Genomic DNA, 14,169 nt, shown 5'->3' on the forward strand with positions numbered 1-14,169 from the left:
ATCTTTGTGGTGTTTTAAACCAGCATCCACTTGGAGGAAAAATATATAAAACATAAGTACGAGCCGATTATTCCGAGTAAGAATGAATGGCCTGTGGTAAAACTGGCAAGAGAAAGGAAAGACTTTGTGATAAAAGTTTCCAATCTCGCAGAAGAACGAATTTTAAAACTCGCCGATAATAATCCTGAAATTTTAAAAGAAGAGTTGGAGACGACTCTTTACCGAGAAAAGCTTCGAATTAAACAGAATCCTTGGGTCGTTGATCCGGATGATGAAAGTAGTTTTTGGGGTGAGGTGAAAGCTTCCATGCTTCAAATAAATTCTGCTACAGAGCTTACCAAAGAGAAAAAGGTGCAGCAATACAAAGAAGTTTTGCACCGCATCACTTCTCGTTATGCAGAGGAAATAGCAAGTAATTTTAACCATTCTCATTACAAGTTCACCAGAAGAGTAGTGACTTATGGATTTTCCAGGCTACTGAATGCTGCAAGGGTAAAGGGTTTTCGGTCGATTTTTAGTAATCAATATAGCCTACAAGATAAAATTCAGATCACAGGAGAAACTGAGCAGTTGCGGGATTTGGCTACAAAAGGAACTATTGTAATGGTTCCTACTCATTTCAGTAATTTGGATAGTATTCTGATCGGATGGATTATCTCTGTTCTTGGCCTTCCTCCTTTTATATATGGGGCGGGACTCAACTTGTTTAATATCTCCATCTTCGCATATTTTATGAATTCTTTGGGGGCTTATAAAGTGGATAGAAGGAAGAAAAACCTCTTGTATCTAGAGACTTTAAAAACCTATTCAAAGGAAGCGATCCAGTTTGGTTGCCACAGTTTGTTTTTCCCTGGCGGCACTCGATCTAGAAGTGGGATGATTGAATCTAAGTTGAAATTAGGTTTGTTAAGCACCGCTATTGAAGCGCAGAGAGCGAATTATCAAAATGGAATCACAGATATTTCAGGAAAGATTTTCGTAGTGCCTGTTACGATCAATTATCATTTTGTTCTGGAGGCTCCAAGTTTAATTAGAGATCACCTCAGCATCACAGGGCAAGAGAGATACTACAAAGAGAATGATGAATTCTCGAACTCATATAAAATCTCCAAGTTTCTTTTAAAGTTCTTTACCAAAGGTTCTGATATCTCAGTGTCAGTAGGTAAGGCCATGGATGTCCTAGGTAACTATGTAGATGAACATGGAGATAGTTTAGATAAGAATGGGAGGAAGATCAATACCCATGATTATTTTATTTCCGATGGGAAAGTGACTGTTGATCAGCAAAGGGAAGAGGAATATACTCATATGCTGGGAGGAAGGATTGTTGAGGAATTCCATAAAATAAATAGGGTCTTTAGTTCTCATTTAGTAGCATTTACAGCTTTTGAAATGATCAAAGAGTCTAATAAAAAATTGGATTTATTTGACTTAATCCGATTGCCTGAGGAAGATATTGTGATTCCTTACGATGAATTTAAACAGAATTGTAAACGGGTGATGGATCAAGTATACCTATTAAAAGAAAGAGGAATGATCAATGTGGCTCCTCACCTTCAAAATGATCTAGATACCATTATCAAACATGGTTTAGAAAATGTAGGTATGTATCATGCCAAACGTCCTTTGATCAAGGATCAAAATGGAAACATTGTAACTCAAGACATGAGCTTACTGTATTTTTATCATAATAGATTAACTGGATATGGTCTCGAAAAACTCTTCTGAGACAAAAGATAAATGGATAGGCGTGATCGGGGTAGGAAGCTTCGGTACTGCGATTGCCAACATGCTGGCTGAAAAGAGTCCGGTGATGGTGTATGCCCGTAAGGAAGAAGTGGTTCATGAGATCAATGAAAAACATTCTGCTCAAGGGAAACCTTTAAACCCTAAGATTAAAGGAACTTATAGTCCGGCTGAAATCTGCGAAAATTGCGACATTCTTTTCATGATGATCTCTTCATCGGGATTTCAGGATGTGGTGAAAACATTTGCACCTTTTTTATTCCCCTACCATCTGATTATTCACGGGACCAAAGGATTGTGTTTGAATTTAAATCCAGGAGAGACACTCGATTCGGTTCAAAAGATTAAGAGATCTCAAATACTGACGATGAGTGAAGTGATCCTTCAGGAATCAGTTGTGGTAAGAGTAGGATGTCTTGCTGGGCCCAACCTTTCCAAAGAGCTGGTCAAAGGGCAACCTGCTGCTACTGTAATCGCCAGTAAGTACAACGAAGTGATTATTGAAGGCCAAAGTCTATTGAGGTCAGAGAAATTTCAAGTATATGGAAATTCCGATATCATTGGGGTGGAGTTAAGTGGGGTTTTGAAAAATATTATTGCAATTGCTTCAGGAGCATTAGCTGGACTTCAGTTAGGTGAAAATGCCAAAGGTCTTCTTATTTCCAGAGGAATGGTCGAGATGGTGCATTTGAGTAATGCCTTGGGAGGTAGTGTCAAATCCGTCATTGGCTTGGCAGGGATTGGTGATTTAGTAACTACTTGTAATTCTGTTGATTCCCGGAATTTTACCGTTGGATTTCGATTGGCAAAAGGAGAAAAATTAAACGAAATCTTAGCAGATATGGAAGAGGTGGCTGAAGGAATCAATACCATTCGAGTCATTAAAGCATTTTTAGAGACTGCTGATTTGAGAGCGCCAATTACTGAATATTTGTACAGGGTTTTATTTGAGGATTTTGATATAAAAGAAGCTCTTCAATTCTTGATGAAATACCCATTCAATGTAGATATTGACTTTGTGTAAAAGTTTGCTTTCGAAGTAGTCAAAAAAAAGGCCTTTAAATTCAATTAAAGGCCTTTTTTGATAGGTGTTTTAATTACTTAACAGGGAGGATTTTCACTAATAATCCTGTTCCTTCTGTGATAGCGTAAAGGTAGCCGTCAGGGCTTTCTTTCACTTGTCTTACTCGACCAATGTCTTGAAGCATGATTTCTTGTGAAAGTGCTTCTGTTCCCTCCATATCAACTCTATTGATATGAGTTTTAGCTAGAGCTCCTATCAGAATGTCGCCTTTCCATGCTGGGTATCTATCAGAAGTAACCATGGTAATACCTGCCGTAGCAATAGATGGCACATAATAGGTTGCTGGTTGCTCCATTCCTTCTTTTTCTGTGAATTCAGTTAAAACAGTTCCATCATAGTTGATTCCGTAGGAGATCTCTGGCCAGCCGTAGTTATTTCCTTTTTCAATAAGATTAAGCTCGTCTCCACCTTTAGGTCCATGCTCTGATTCCCACAAGCGATTGTTGGCTTTATCAAAATATAATCCCTGAGGATTTCTGTTTCCATATGCCCAAATAGAAGCAACTGCTCCTGGGGTATCTACAAATGGATTATCGGTAGGAATTCTTCCATCGTCATGAATTCTGTGGATTTTACCATGGGAGTTGGTTAAATCCTGGGCATTTCCAGGTGTGTCAAATCTATCTCCACTGGAATAGTATAAATACCCGTCATTGTCAAAAACGATACGACTCCCGAAGTGATTACCGCCTTTCCAAGCTGGTTGGGACATAATCAATTCTTCTTGGTCCACCGCATTATTTCCGTCTAATCGGAAACGCATGATAGTGGTGGTGCCCTCTTCTTCCGTGACCTTTTTGGCGTAGCTTATATAGAGCCATCCATTTTCACCATAGTTGGGATGTGCTTGAATATCCAATAATCCGCCTTGTCCAATGGTACGAACTTCTGGTAGACCTTGGATTTTTTCTCCTGTAAACTCATCCTCTCTGAAAATGAGAATCTCTCCTTTCTTTTCAGTTACTAGTAAAGTTCCATCGGCAAGCCAAGTCATCCCCCAAGGGTTTTCAAGGCCGGTATGAAGCGTGTCTACAACAATGGTCATTTTTTCAGTTGAAACGGAATAGGTGTCGTCTATTTCCTGTTCCGGGATTGTTGTGGATGCTTCCTCTTTTTGGCTACAAGCATACATTGAACATGCAGTAATTGCCAAAAAGGAAATTTGTAAGAGTCTTTTGTGATAAGTCATAAGTGCTAATTAAAGCTCCAAGATACTATTTGTTACGCAATAAGTTTTTGAAATTTATACGAAGAGAGAATCATTGACTTTTTATGGAAACAGATGCAAGGGTCATTGCCTCTTCAACCATCTTTTTGGATCCAATAAATAGTGGAGTTCTTTGGTGTAAGGATTCTGGTTTAATTTCTAAAATCCTTCGGTTCCCATCGGTAGCTACTGCACCTGCTTGTTCCGCGATAAAAGCCATAGCATTAGCTTCGTATAGTAGACGAAGCTTTCCATTTGGATTCTTTTGTGTAGCTGGATAAAGATAAATTCCTCCTTTTAGGAGATTTCTATGAAAGTCAGCAACCAGACTCCCTATATATCGAGCGGAATATTTTCTTGATTTGCAGGTATCAATGTAATCCTTTATCCCAAGCTCCCATTCGTCCTGAGTACCTTCATTGATCGAATAAATCTGCCCATCTTCAGGGGATTTTATACATGGATGGGACAAGAAAAATTCTCCTAGGGATTGCTCATAAGTAAAACCATTGACCCCAAAACCTGTGGTATAGACAAGCATCGTGGATGAGCCGTACAATACATATCCCGAGGCCACCTGCTCAGTGCCTGGTTGCATAATGTCTTCTTTTTGGATAGGGCTGCCCACCTGGGTTTTTCTTCTATAAATAGAGAAGATGGTTCCTATACTGATATTCACATCTATATTCGAACTACCATCCAAGGGATCGATGGCTACCACGTATTTTCCTGATTTATTTTGAAGATCTATCACTGCATCTTCTTCTTCAGAAACTATGGCACAGACTTCGCCCCCTTTACTCAAAGCTCTTATAAATCTAATATTAGCAATGATGTCAAGTTTCTGCTGTTCTTCTCCTTGAATATTGGTTTGGCCGAATGCTCCTCCAATGTTAGATAAGCCGGCTCTGTTGGTTTCTCTATTGACTATCTTTGAGGCCAATGCAATGTCTCTTAGCAATTGGGAAAGTTCTCCTGAAGCAAAAGGGAAGTCACTTTGCTTGGACTTGATAAATCGGTCTAGGGTAGTGCCGACAGAATAAGCAAGACCACTTTGATCTGGTTGGTAAGTTGAGATTTTCATGTATTGGAATAGTGCAATAAATGGTTTAGTATTTTAGAAAATTAGGAAATAATTTTTATGTCAAAAACAATTGTTTACAAATTTGGTGGAGCTTCTGTGAAAGATGCTGATGCAATGAAAAATTTGCTTGATATTCTCCGTAATCGATTGCGAAAAAATATGGTTATTGTTGTTTCGGCAATGGGGAAAACAACAAATTCATTGGAGGAGATTTTAAGATTGAAAATGGAGGGAGAAGATTTTTCTTCGAATTATACAATTTTAAAAGAGTTTCATTTGAGTATTTGTCATCAATTATTTCCTGATTCACATAGAGTTTTTGCAGTTCTGGATAATTTATTCACCAGTATGTCAAAGCAACTTAATGCTGAGCTTTCGGAAGATAATTATGATGAATACTATGACTCAATTATTGGGTTTGGAGAACTTTTTTCTTCCACGATAGTGATGGAATATTTATGTGAAAATGACTTGCTGGTTTTATGGCAAGATGCCAGAGAACTGATTAAAACCAACAGTGATTTTAGGTTCGCGAAAATTGATTGGGCTAAAACACGTAAGAATTGCCAAACTAAATTGAAAGCTAAAATTGAAAATTTCCCTGTTGTTACGCAGGGGTTTATAGGTTCAGATTCTCAATCACGACCGACAACCCTAGGCCGTGAAGGGTCAGATTTTACTGCAGCAATTTTAGCTAGCTGTTTAAAAGCATCTTCGGTTACTATTTGGAAAGATGTTCCTGGGGTGTTGAATGCTGATCCAAAGAAATTTTCATCTTACTTTTTATTTGAAGAGCTCGATTACAAACAAGCTGCAGAAATGACTTATTATGGAGCCTCAGTGATTCACCCAAAGACAATCATGCCTTTGGCGAATGCAAGGATTCCTTTATTTGTCAAATCCTTTATTAGCCCCGAAGATCCAGGGACAAAAATTCATTCTACAAGCAGTAACTCGAGCATCTCAACCTATGTGTTGAAGGAAAAACAGCTTTTGATCAGTTTTCGTGTTACCGATTTTACTTTTATTGAAGAGGAACAAATTCATCGTGTTTATGAAGAGCTTAAATCACTAAAACTGCGGGTGAATATGCTTCAGATTTCAGCGATCAGTATCTCAATTGTATTGGATGAACAGCCTTTTAAGCTGGATAGGCTACTAAATCGATTAAAGAATGATTTTGAAATAAGGTATAATTCCAATTTAGAGCTACTGACCATTTTACATCCAGAAAAGTCCGGGATGGATTCTGTTATGAAAGATTATGAAGTGTTTCTAGAGCAGCAAACGAGAAATACATTTCAAGTAGTTAGAAGAAAGAACATGTTGAGTTAGTTTTAACAATATAAATTCTATGCATGTGGCTGGAATTCATTATTTTCAACAGACCTAAAATATCAACTTATGAAAACCAGAAGAAACTTTCTTCAGAAAGCCAGTCTTTCTGCATTGGCACTTCATCTTTCACCTTTTACACCTATTTCAGCTATGTCCAAAGAGTTTTTAAATACCCAAAATGATGATACCCCATTAAGAGTTGCAATAATGGGACTCGGGAGTTATGGTACGCGAGTTGCCAAAGCTATGAAGGATTGCAAAAGGGCTAAACTAGTGGGAGTTATCAGTGGGACGCCCTCCAAAATAGAGGCCTGGCAAAAGGAATATAATATTCCCGCTAAGAACTGTTATAATTATGAAAACTATCATCAGATAAAGGATAATCCAGATATAGACGCAGTTTATGTGATTACTCCAAATGGACTTCATAAGGAACATGCGTTAGGAGCTGCCAAAGCTGGAAAACATGTGATCAGTGAAAAGCCCATGGCAACCAATGCAGCGGAAGCAAAAGAAATGGTAGACGGTTGTAAGGCTGCTGGTGTTAAGCTATTGGTAGGATATAGGATGCATTTTGAGCCAAAAACCCAAGCTGTAATCAATATGCGGAAAGATGGAGAGTTTGGTAAAGTTTTGTTTTTTCAAGGTTTGAGTGGGTTTGTAATTGGAGACCCTAGTCAATGGAGATTGAACTATGAGCTTTCCGGGGGAGGAGCAATGATGGATATCGGTATTTATTCTATTAATGGTGCTCGATATATGATTGGGGAGGAACCGATTTGGGTGACGGCTCAAGAGACGAAAAACAATCCTGATAAATTTAAAGAAGGTGTAGATGAAACGATACAGTTTCAGCTTGGATTTCCTGGAGGAGCAGTGGCTTCTTGCCTTTCTACCTACAGCATGAATAATCTGGATAAGTTCTTCCTAAACGGAACAAAAGGCTTTGCCGAAATGCAGCCTTCTACTGGCTATGGGCCTATTGAAGGGAGAACGAATAAAGGACCCTTGACTCAGCCTCATGTGACCCATCAAACACTTCAAATGGACGCTATGGCAGATATTATTTTGGATGGTAAGGAGCCTTTAGTACCTGTAGATGGTGAGGAAGGTCTTCGCGATATGGTGATCATCGACGCGATTTATAAAGCAGTGAAAACTGGAGGAAAAGTGAGTTTGATCTAAGGAATTAGCGAAACACATTTACAAATTAATCTATCGAATATACCGATGAATGATCCTTTCAATTCCAGGTAAATAGCCGGTTCCGAATAAATTAAGGTGGACAAGAAGGGGGTAGAGATTGTATATCCCCATTCTACTTTCGAATTCAGGTTCTAGTGGGATGACAGATTCATAGGACTCGTAAAACCTATTATCAAAACCTCCAAAAAGTCGACTAAAAGCAATATCCATTTCTCTATGCCCAAAATAGACTGCCGGATCGATTAAGCAGGGTTGTCCTTCTGAATTACATAGCACATTGCCTGACCACAAATCCCCGTGAAGTAAGGCTGGTTTTTCCTTTGGGAGGATGTTTTCTATAACCTGATAAATGGATTGGAATTTCTTTAAAAAGTCAAGAGGAATCAATCGGTCAAAATAGGCCTTTCCTAATAGTGGTTCTAGCCTCTGTTGAATATAAAAGTCTGTCCAGTTACTGGCGTGAAGGTTTTTTTGCTCTAGAGAAGCGATGAAATTATCTTCATTTAAACCGAATTCTGCCTGCGTTTTGAGATGTAAATCCGCTAGTCCGTATCCTAAAGTTTCCCAGTAATCCAGTTGAAATCTCCCCGAGGATACAAATTCTGAAAGAAGGTAATTATAGTCTCCAATTCGCCCATGTCCAAACGTCTCGGGTACGTGAATAAAAGTGTTTTTTCGCAGGTAATCGAGTCCTTGGGATTCTTTGGCCAATATATCTTTTTCATGGTCAAAGTTTAATTTGAGAAAGTAAGTGCCTTCTGTGGAATCTAATCGGATGCCTTGATTATGGTTTCCAGCAGCCACAATAGATGCGGATTTTAGTTGAGCCTTGGGGCCTAGGCTCTGATATAGTACTCGTTCGTAGATTTCATTCAGATCATACATAGAGTTGGTGAGTCTCCTTGATTTGGGCTAGAAAATGATCTAATGCCTCATCAAGAATCGTATAGATTTCCTCAAATCCTTCCTCACCTCCGTAATAGGGGTCCGGTACTGATTGACCTTTGGTTCCTGGTACAAAGTCTCTGATCAGGAAAATTTCTTTTTCATCAAAACCACACCTAGCCTTCATGTTGTTGAGGTTTCTGAGGTTATGGTCATCCATGGCTAGGATATAATCGAAATCCCTAAAATCAGTTCTGTTTACCTGCCGGCCTCTATGCTGAATCGGTAAATTGTATTTTTTAGCAATGGATATTGTTCTTTCGTCCGGAAGTTCTCCAATATGGAAATCAGAAGTGCCAGCACTGTCGGATTTAAAAGCACTAGGGAGTTTTGCTTTTTTGATTTTTGCGTCAAAAATTGCCTCGGCTAAAGGAGACCGACAAATATTACCTAAACAAACAAATAAAACTTTAATCATACTGAACTATACTCTCGGAATTTTTTTTTGATAACACAGCGCCCTTTGAAAGTAGTTAATTTTCAGATCAATTGCACGGGGCTGATTTTATTTTTCGCAGAGGAACTAAGAAATTTTGGCAATTTTGATGAATTGATTCCAGCTGGACTTTCATCATGACTTATAAGTCAGCTTGATTGGCTACTTTTGGCAAATGAAATTGCTCTATCGAATAGCACTTGCCTTTATTACATCACTCCTGCCTCTGGCGGCTTTGTTTAGTGCAAAGATTGACCATTTTTTGAAAGGAAGAAAAGGTTTAATGAAGAAACTACAGGATTTTAAGAGAAAGAATCCGGAGGAAATAGTTTGGTTTCACGTGGCTTCATTAGGAGAATATGAGCAAGCAAAACCAGTAATCGTCCAATGGAAAGAGAGGAATCCTCACACCAAGATCTGCCTAAGTTTCTTTAGTCCATCAGGTTATGATATTGCTGTAAGAAAGCCTCAGCCTCATATAGATTTCTTGACTTATATTCCTTTGGATAGAAAATCTTGGGCATTTGACTTCGTTTCAGTGTTAAATCCAAAGCTTACTTTTTTTGTGAAATATGACCTTTGGTATCATCATATTTTGGCCTTAAAGCAAAATAATATACCTATCATCTTATTTTCTGCTTCTTTCAGGAAGGACCAAAACTATTTTAAAAAGGATGGTTTTTTTAGAAATATCCTTTTTGACCTGGATTGGATTTTTACGCAAAATGAGGAAAGTATAAGGTTGCTGGATTCTATTGGATATGAGAATGCAGAGATGGCTGGAGATACAAGATTTGATAGGGTGAAAGAAACAGCAGAGTCTCCAAAAGATTTTCCTGAGATTAAAAAATGGGTTGAAGCCAAACCTGTGATGGTATTAGGGTCTGTTTGGGAAGAGGATATGCAACTATTAATTCCCTTGATCAACAAGAATCCGGACTACCTTTGGATAATAGCTCCTCACGATTTGAGCCCTGAACCAATGGCTAAATGGCAGCAAGAAATTCAGTTTGAGGCCGTTTATTATTCCAGAACAAATGAATTTAGGGATGCTCAAGTCTTGTTTATAGATAATATTGGGATGCTTTCATCCTTGTATCAATACGCTAGACTGGCTTATGTTGGGGGTGCATTTGGTAAAGGGCTTCACAATATTTTAGAGCCTTTGGGTTTTGGAGCTCCCGTTATTTTTGGTGATTTGAAAAATGTCTCCAAGTTTCCCGAGTCTCTTGAAGGTGTGAAATCGGGTTGTGCTTATTCGGTGAAGGATGAGGTGGAATTGATTCAGGTTTTTGATAGCTTGAAAGATAAGGAGGCTTATGAAAAGTCCCGAATAGCTGCAAATCAATGGGTCAATGCGAATTTGGGTGCAGCAGATAAAATAGTAAATAAGGTTTTAGTAAATTTCCCGTCCAATGGAAGGTAGAGTTATCAAATCAACAGGCAGCTGGTATGTGGTCAAGTGTGATCAAAAATATATTTCTGCAAGATTGAAAGGGAAATTTAAGCAAAGCGAACTCAAATTGACTAATCCGATTGCTGTAGGAGATTGGGTGACTTTGGACTTAGAGCAAAACCAAGAAACAGCCGTAATTTCTGATATTCATCCCAGGGAAAACTATGTAATCCGTAAATCCACCAGGAAGCAGCATTTCTCACATATCATCGCCAGTAATCTGGATCAAGCTATATTGGTGATCACCATGAAAAATCCCAGAACATCCATGGGTTTCATAGATCGTTTTTTGGTGAGTACTGAAAGCTTCAGAATTCCAGCGATTTTGGTTGTTAATAAGACAGATTTATTGGATGGACCAAAGGCTGAAGAATGGCTGCAAGATATTCATGAGATTTATGAGCCTCTTGGCTATCAGGTCTTGGAAGTTTCAGCGCTTCAGGAAGATGATTTGCATGAAAAGTTTCAAACCTTGCTTCAAGATAAGTCGACTTTGATCGCTGGGCATTCCGGGGTAGGTAAATCAACACTGTTGAATAAATTGGTACCGGATGCAGAGCAGAGTACCAAAGAAATTTCAAGCTTTAGTGATAAGGGAGTTCACACCACCACCTTTGCTGAACTTTTCAGTTTGAGTTATGGAGGGGATTTGATTGATACTCCAGGAATTAAGGAATTTGGAATTTTGGATGTAGAAGATGTGGAATTGTCCCATTACTTCCCTGAAATGCGAAACTATTTGGGGCAGTGCAAATACAATAATTGCCAGCACCTTCATGAACCAGGCTGTGTAGTTAGAGAAAAAGTTGAGGCAGGATATATTCACCCCTATAGATATCATAGTTATTTGAATATCTTGAATGAAGAGGATTCTCACCGATAAGAGGATTCTAATTTTGAAACCTTAGAGAATTGGCCTAATTTTCATTTTTCAATTCTATCCCATGAGCGAAGTACTCAATCATCAACAAATCAAGAAGAAAATCACCCGTATGGCCTATGAGATTTACGAAAGGAATCTCCATTCGTCAGGAGTAGTTATTGCCGGAGTCACCGGAATGGGGACAATATTGGCAGATCTATTGGTGCAAGAACTCAAGAAAATATCCACTTTAAATCTTGAGGAGGTGGAAGTCATATTAGATAAGAGTAATGTGGTTTCGGAAGAAATCGAGCTTTCCGAAGAAATCGAGTTGTCAGGAAAAACTCTGATTCTGGTAGATGATGTGTTGAATACAGGAAAAACCCTTGCTTATGCGATGAAGCCTTTTTTAGACAAAGAAGTCTTCAAAATGGAAATTGCCGTTTTGGTAAACAGAAGCAATGGTCTTTTCCCTTTAAAGCCTGATTATACCGGGTATGAACTTTCTACTACCCTCAACGAGCATATTAAAGTAGATTTCTCCGGAAATCAATATTCTGTTCATTTACACTAAGACATGTCTGTTCATTCTTCAGCTAATATCAAAAGGATTACCACCCATATTCTTCAGGAAATGAAGTCCCGGGGTGAGAAGATTTCTATGCTTACAGCCTATGATTTTTCAATGGCTAAAATTGTTGATTCAGCAGGCATAGATATCATTTTGGTAGGTGATTCTGCCTCCAATGTGATGGCAGGCCATGAAACAACTCTGCCGATAACACTAGATCAAATGATTTATCATGCGACTTCAGTGGTTAGGGCAGTAAGCAGAGCTTTTGTCGTGGTGGATATTCCTTTTGGATCTTACCAGGGAAATAGCTCTGAGGCGCTAAGATCTGCTATCAGAATTATGAAAGAATCTGGAGCACATGCAATCAAGGTAGAAGGTGGAGCTGAGATTAAAGAGTCCGTAGTAAGGATTTTAAGTGCCGGTGTTCCAGTCATGGGGCACTTGGGATTGACTCCTCAATCAATTTATAAGTTTGGTACCTATAGCGTCCGAGCAAAGGAGGAATCTGAAGCTGAAAAACTTATAGAGGATGCTAAGATTTTGGAAGAATGTGGCTGTTTTGCGATTGTACTCGAAAAGATTCCAGCTTCATTGGCTAAGAAAGTTGCTGAAACTGTTTCTATACCCGTGATTGGAATCGGAGCAGGTGGTGATGTGGATGGCCAAGTCTTGGTTATGCATGACATGTTAGGAATTACTCAAGAATTTAAACCAAGATTTTTGCGACAGTATGCAGATTTGCAATCCGTAATGATGGATGCTTTTGCCAATTATATTAAAGATGTGAAGAATAGGGATTTCCCTAATGAAAGAGAGAGCTATTAAATATAAAACGGCCTATCACAATCGGATAGGCCGTTTTATTTTAAATTATTTAATCCTTAATAAGATCCTTAAAATTAGTAATCCCACTGTCAATCATTTCCTTCATAGAGCCTTTTGCAGCCGTAATGTATTTGTCATGATCGCAAGCCACATAATGTGAAGCAAGAGTCATCTCTCCTCCAGATACCATTACTAATTGGGGATATGCAGTTTTGGAAAAAGTGGCAACCTCGGCAGATGAAACTTCCACTAGTTTGGTTTCAGCGAAAATTTCCTCAAAATGTACATCTCTTTTTAAGGATGTGGAGGAATCAAATAAAGGGGAACTTGCCATATGGCCAGCAAGGAATCGAACACGCGAAAAAATGTTTTCCTGAGTTGGAGAAGTTGTAAATCTTTTTGCAATCTTATTTAATCCCATTTGTTCATTATCCGATGCTCCTACAGAAGCGGCTAGTCTCAAGCTAATGTCTGCCTTTACTTTTGAAGAGGCATAGTTTGCAAAGGAGGTAGAGCTTGCATCCAAATTGACGAAAGGGAAAATGAATGTAGCTTCGGCAACATAAGCATCATTGAGGTCTTTAGATAATTTAGAACTTGTATCTGTGAATGTACCTTTCTCACGGCCATTATTTGAGACTCCTTTTACCCAATACTCATAGCCTGTAGGGGTGACCATAACATATCCTGTTGCTTGATCTGTGGAAGAAGCTCCTCCTTGAATTTTTGTGTAGCCGGAATAATAATCCGTCTTTCCAGCCTCTTCCGCTGTAATTATTTCAAAGCCTTCTGATTCAAGTTGTGCCACAAAGTCAGCGTATGCCTCATCTACAATTTTCTGAAAATCGGGCACGTCTATGCCACTTAGCTGAACGCCCATGCTTGTTTTAGTACCAGAAACTGTTGTAGTTCTATTGGCACGTTCATTTTTAGAAGCCGAAGTTTTGGCCGATGCCTCTTCGTAAACTTCGAATAATGCTCTGAATTTTTGAATATAGACTCGTTTTGGAGATTTTGAAGATTGCTTTCCTCGATGGAATTTGTTGACATCATAGTCTTTTGAAGTGATGAATGGATCTGCTGTATTGATCATTCCCATGCAAAAAAGCAGAATAGTTAAAATAGAAGTTTTCATAAAATAGAGTTTCAAGCCTTACAATTTTTGTCATTTGTAACGATGAAATTAAATGATTAAAAAGGATAATTTGGATCTGGGTGATTTTTGGGGATTGAAAGAAATAGCAAATTCAGTTTTGTAAATCCCTGTTAAATAGTCGGTTGTGGCGATTTGTTTTAAAAAGCTAGTTCGGTTTTCAGTGAAAAAATAGGGCAAATGGCGTATGAAAAAATATGATAAGAGGATCCAAAACCAATCAAAAAGAGAAAGTAAATCAGTGTTTAGATTG

General features: G+C 38.5%; 13 protein-coding genes. 8 read left to right on the plus strand and 5 right to left on the minus strand.

Annotation, left to right across the window (positions count from 1 at the left end):
- Positions 1-30: 30 nt before the first annotated feature.
- Positions 31-1,728, plus strand: coding sequence for a glycerol-3-phosphate acyltransferase (locus ALPR1_RS04220; protein WP_008198658.1), 1,698 nt, complete (start codon positions 31-33; stop codon positions 1,726-1,728).
- Positions 1,706-2,770 (plus strand): NAD(P)H-dependent glycerol-3-phosphate dehydrogenase, encoded by a 1,065-nt coding sequence (locus ALPR1_RS04225; RefSeq protein WP_008198660.1) that lies wholly within the window; start codon positions 1,706-1,708, stop codon positions 2,768-2,770. The genes ALPR1_RS04220 and ALPR1_RS04225 overlap by 23 nt, the downstream gene beginning before the upstream one ends.
- Before the next feature lie 73 nt (positions 2,771-2,843).
- On the opposite strand, the gene ALPR1_RS04230 is transcribed toward ALPR1_RS04225, so the two are convergent.
- Together ALPR1_RS04230 and fbp are read right to left on the minus strand one after the other, a co-directional pair.
- Positions 2,844-4,019: a PQQ-dependent sugar dehydrogenase gene (locus tag ALPR1_RS04230; protein ID WP_008198662.1), complete on the minus strand. Its 1,176-nt coding sequence runs from the start codon at positions 4,017-4,019 to the stop codon at positions 2,844-2,846.
- 70 nt (positions 4,020-4,089) lie between these two features.
- Entirely contained in the window at positions 4,090-5,121 is a 1,032-nt protein-coding gene (gene fbp, locus ALPR1_RS04235) for a class 1 fructose-bisphosphatase (protein WP_008198663.1), read from the minus strand.
- Between the two features lie 57 nt (positions 5,122-5,178).
- Between fbp and ALPR1_RS04240 the strand changes: the two genes are divergently transcribed.
- Together ALPR1_RS04240 and ALPR1_RS04245 are read left to right on the plus strand one after the other, a co-directional pair.
- Positions 5,179-6,456: an aspartate kinase gene (locus ALPR1_RS04240; RefSeq protein WP_008198665.1), complete on the plus strand. Its 1,278-nt coding sequence runs from the start codon at positions 5,179-5,181 to the stop codon at positions 6,454-6,456.
- Between the two features lie 69 nt (positions 6,457-6,525).
- The gene (locus ALPR1_RS04245; RefSeq protein WP_008198668.1) at positions 6,526-7,644 is read left to right on the plus strand and encodes a Gfo/Idh/MocA family protein; all 1,119 of its coding nucleotides are present in this window, start codon (positions 6,526-6,528) and stop codon (positions 7,642-7,644) included.
- A gap of 30 nt (positions 7,645-7,674) precedes the next feature.
- Here ALPR1_RS04245 and ALPR1_RS04250 read toward each other — a convergent pair whose 3' ends face one another.
- Together ALPR1_RS04250 and ALPR1_RS04255 are read right to left on the minus strand one after the other, a co-directional pair.
- A complete protein-coding gene (locus ALPR1_RS04250; RefSeq protein WP_008198669.1) occupies positions 7,675-8,550 on the minus strand; it encodes a fructosamine kinase family protein in 876 nt (291 codons plus the stop codon).
- A complete protein-coding gene (locus ALPR1_RS04255) occupies positions 8,543-9,028 on the minus strand; it encodes a low molecular weight protein-tyrosine-phosphatase (protein WP_008198670.1) in 486 nt (161 codons plus the stop codon). The genes ALPR1_RS04250 and ALPR1_RS04255 overlap by 8 nt, the downstream gene beginning before the upstream one ends.
- A gap of 193 nt (positions 9,029-9,221) precedes the next feature.
- Here ALPR1_RS04255 and ALPR1_RS04260 point away from each other — a divergent pair, with 193 nt between their 5' ends.
- The 4 genes from ALPR1_RS04260 to panB all read left to right on the plus strand — a co-directional run bounded on the left by ALPR1_RS04260 (position 9,222) and on the right by panB (position 12,763).
- A complete protein-coding gene (locus ALPR1_RS04260) occupies positions 9,222-10,472 on the plus strand; it encodes a 3-deoxy-D-manno-octulosonic acid transferase (RefSeq protein ID WP_008198671.1) in 1,251 nt (416 codons plus the stop codon).
- A complete protein-coding gene (rsgA, locus tag ALPR1_RS04265) occupies positions 10,462-11,385 on the plus strand; it encodes a ribosome small subunit-dependent GTPase A (RefSeq protein ID WP_008198672.1) in 924 nt (307 codons plus the stop codon). Before ALPR1_RS04260 ends, rsgA begins: the two co-directional genes overlap by 11 nt.
- A 61-nt stretch (positions 11,386-11,446) precedes the next feature.
- A complete protein-coding gene (locus tag ALPR1_RS04270) occupies positions 11,447-11,938 on the plus strand; it encodes a phosphoribosyltransferase family protein (protein ID WP_008198673.1) in 492 nt (163 codons plus the stop codon).
- 3 nt (positions 11,939-11,941) lie between these two features.
- Positions 11,942-12,763: a 3-methyl-2-oxobutanoate hydroxymethyltransferase gene (panB, locus tag ALPR1_RS04275; RefSeq protein ID WP_008198674.1), complete on the plus strand. Its 822-nt coding sequence runs from the start codon at positions 11,942-11,944 to the stop codon at positions 12,761-12,763.
- Positions 12,764-12,812: 49 nt separating this feature from the next.
- Here the strand turns inward: panB and ALPR1_RS04280 are convergent, their stop codons facing one another.
- Positions 12,813-13,898 (minus strand): hypothetical protein, encoded by a 1,086-nt coding sequence (locus ALPR1_RS04280; protein ID WP_008198675.1) that lies wholly within the window; start codon positions 13,896-13,898, stop codon positions 12,813-12,815.
- Between the last annotated feature and the right edge of the window lie 271 nt (positions 13,899-14,169).

Source organism: Algoriphagus machipongonensis, from assembly GCF_000166275.1.
GTDB lineage: Bacteria > Bacteroidota > Bacteroidia > Cytophagales > Cyclobacteriaceae > Algoriphagus > Algoriphagus machipongonensis.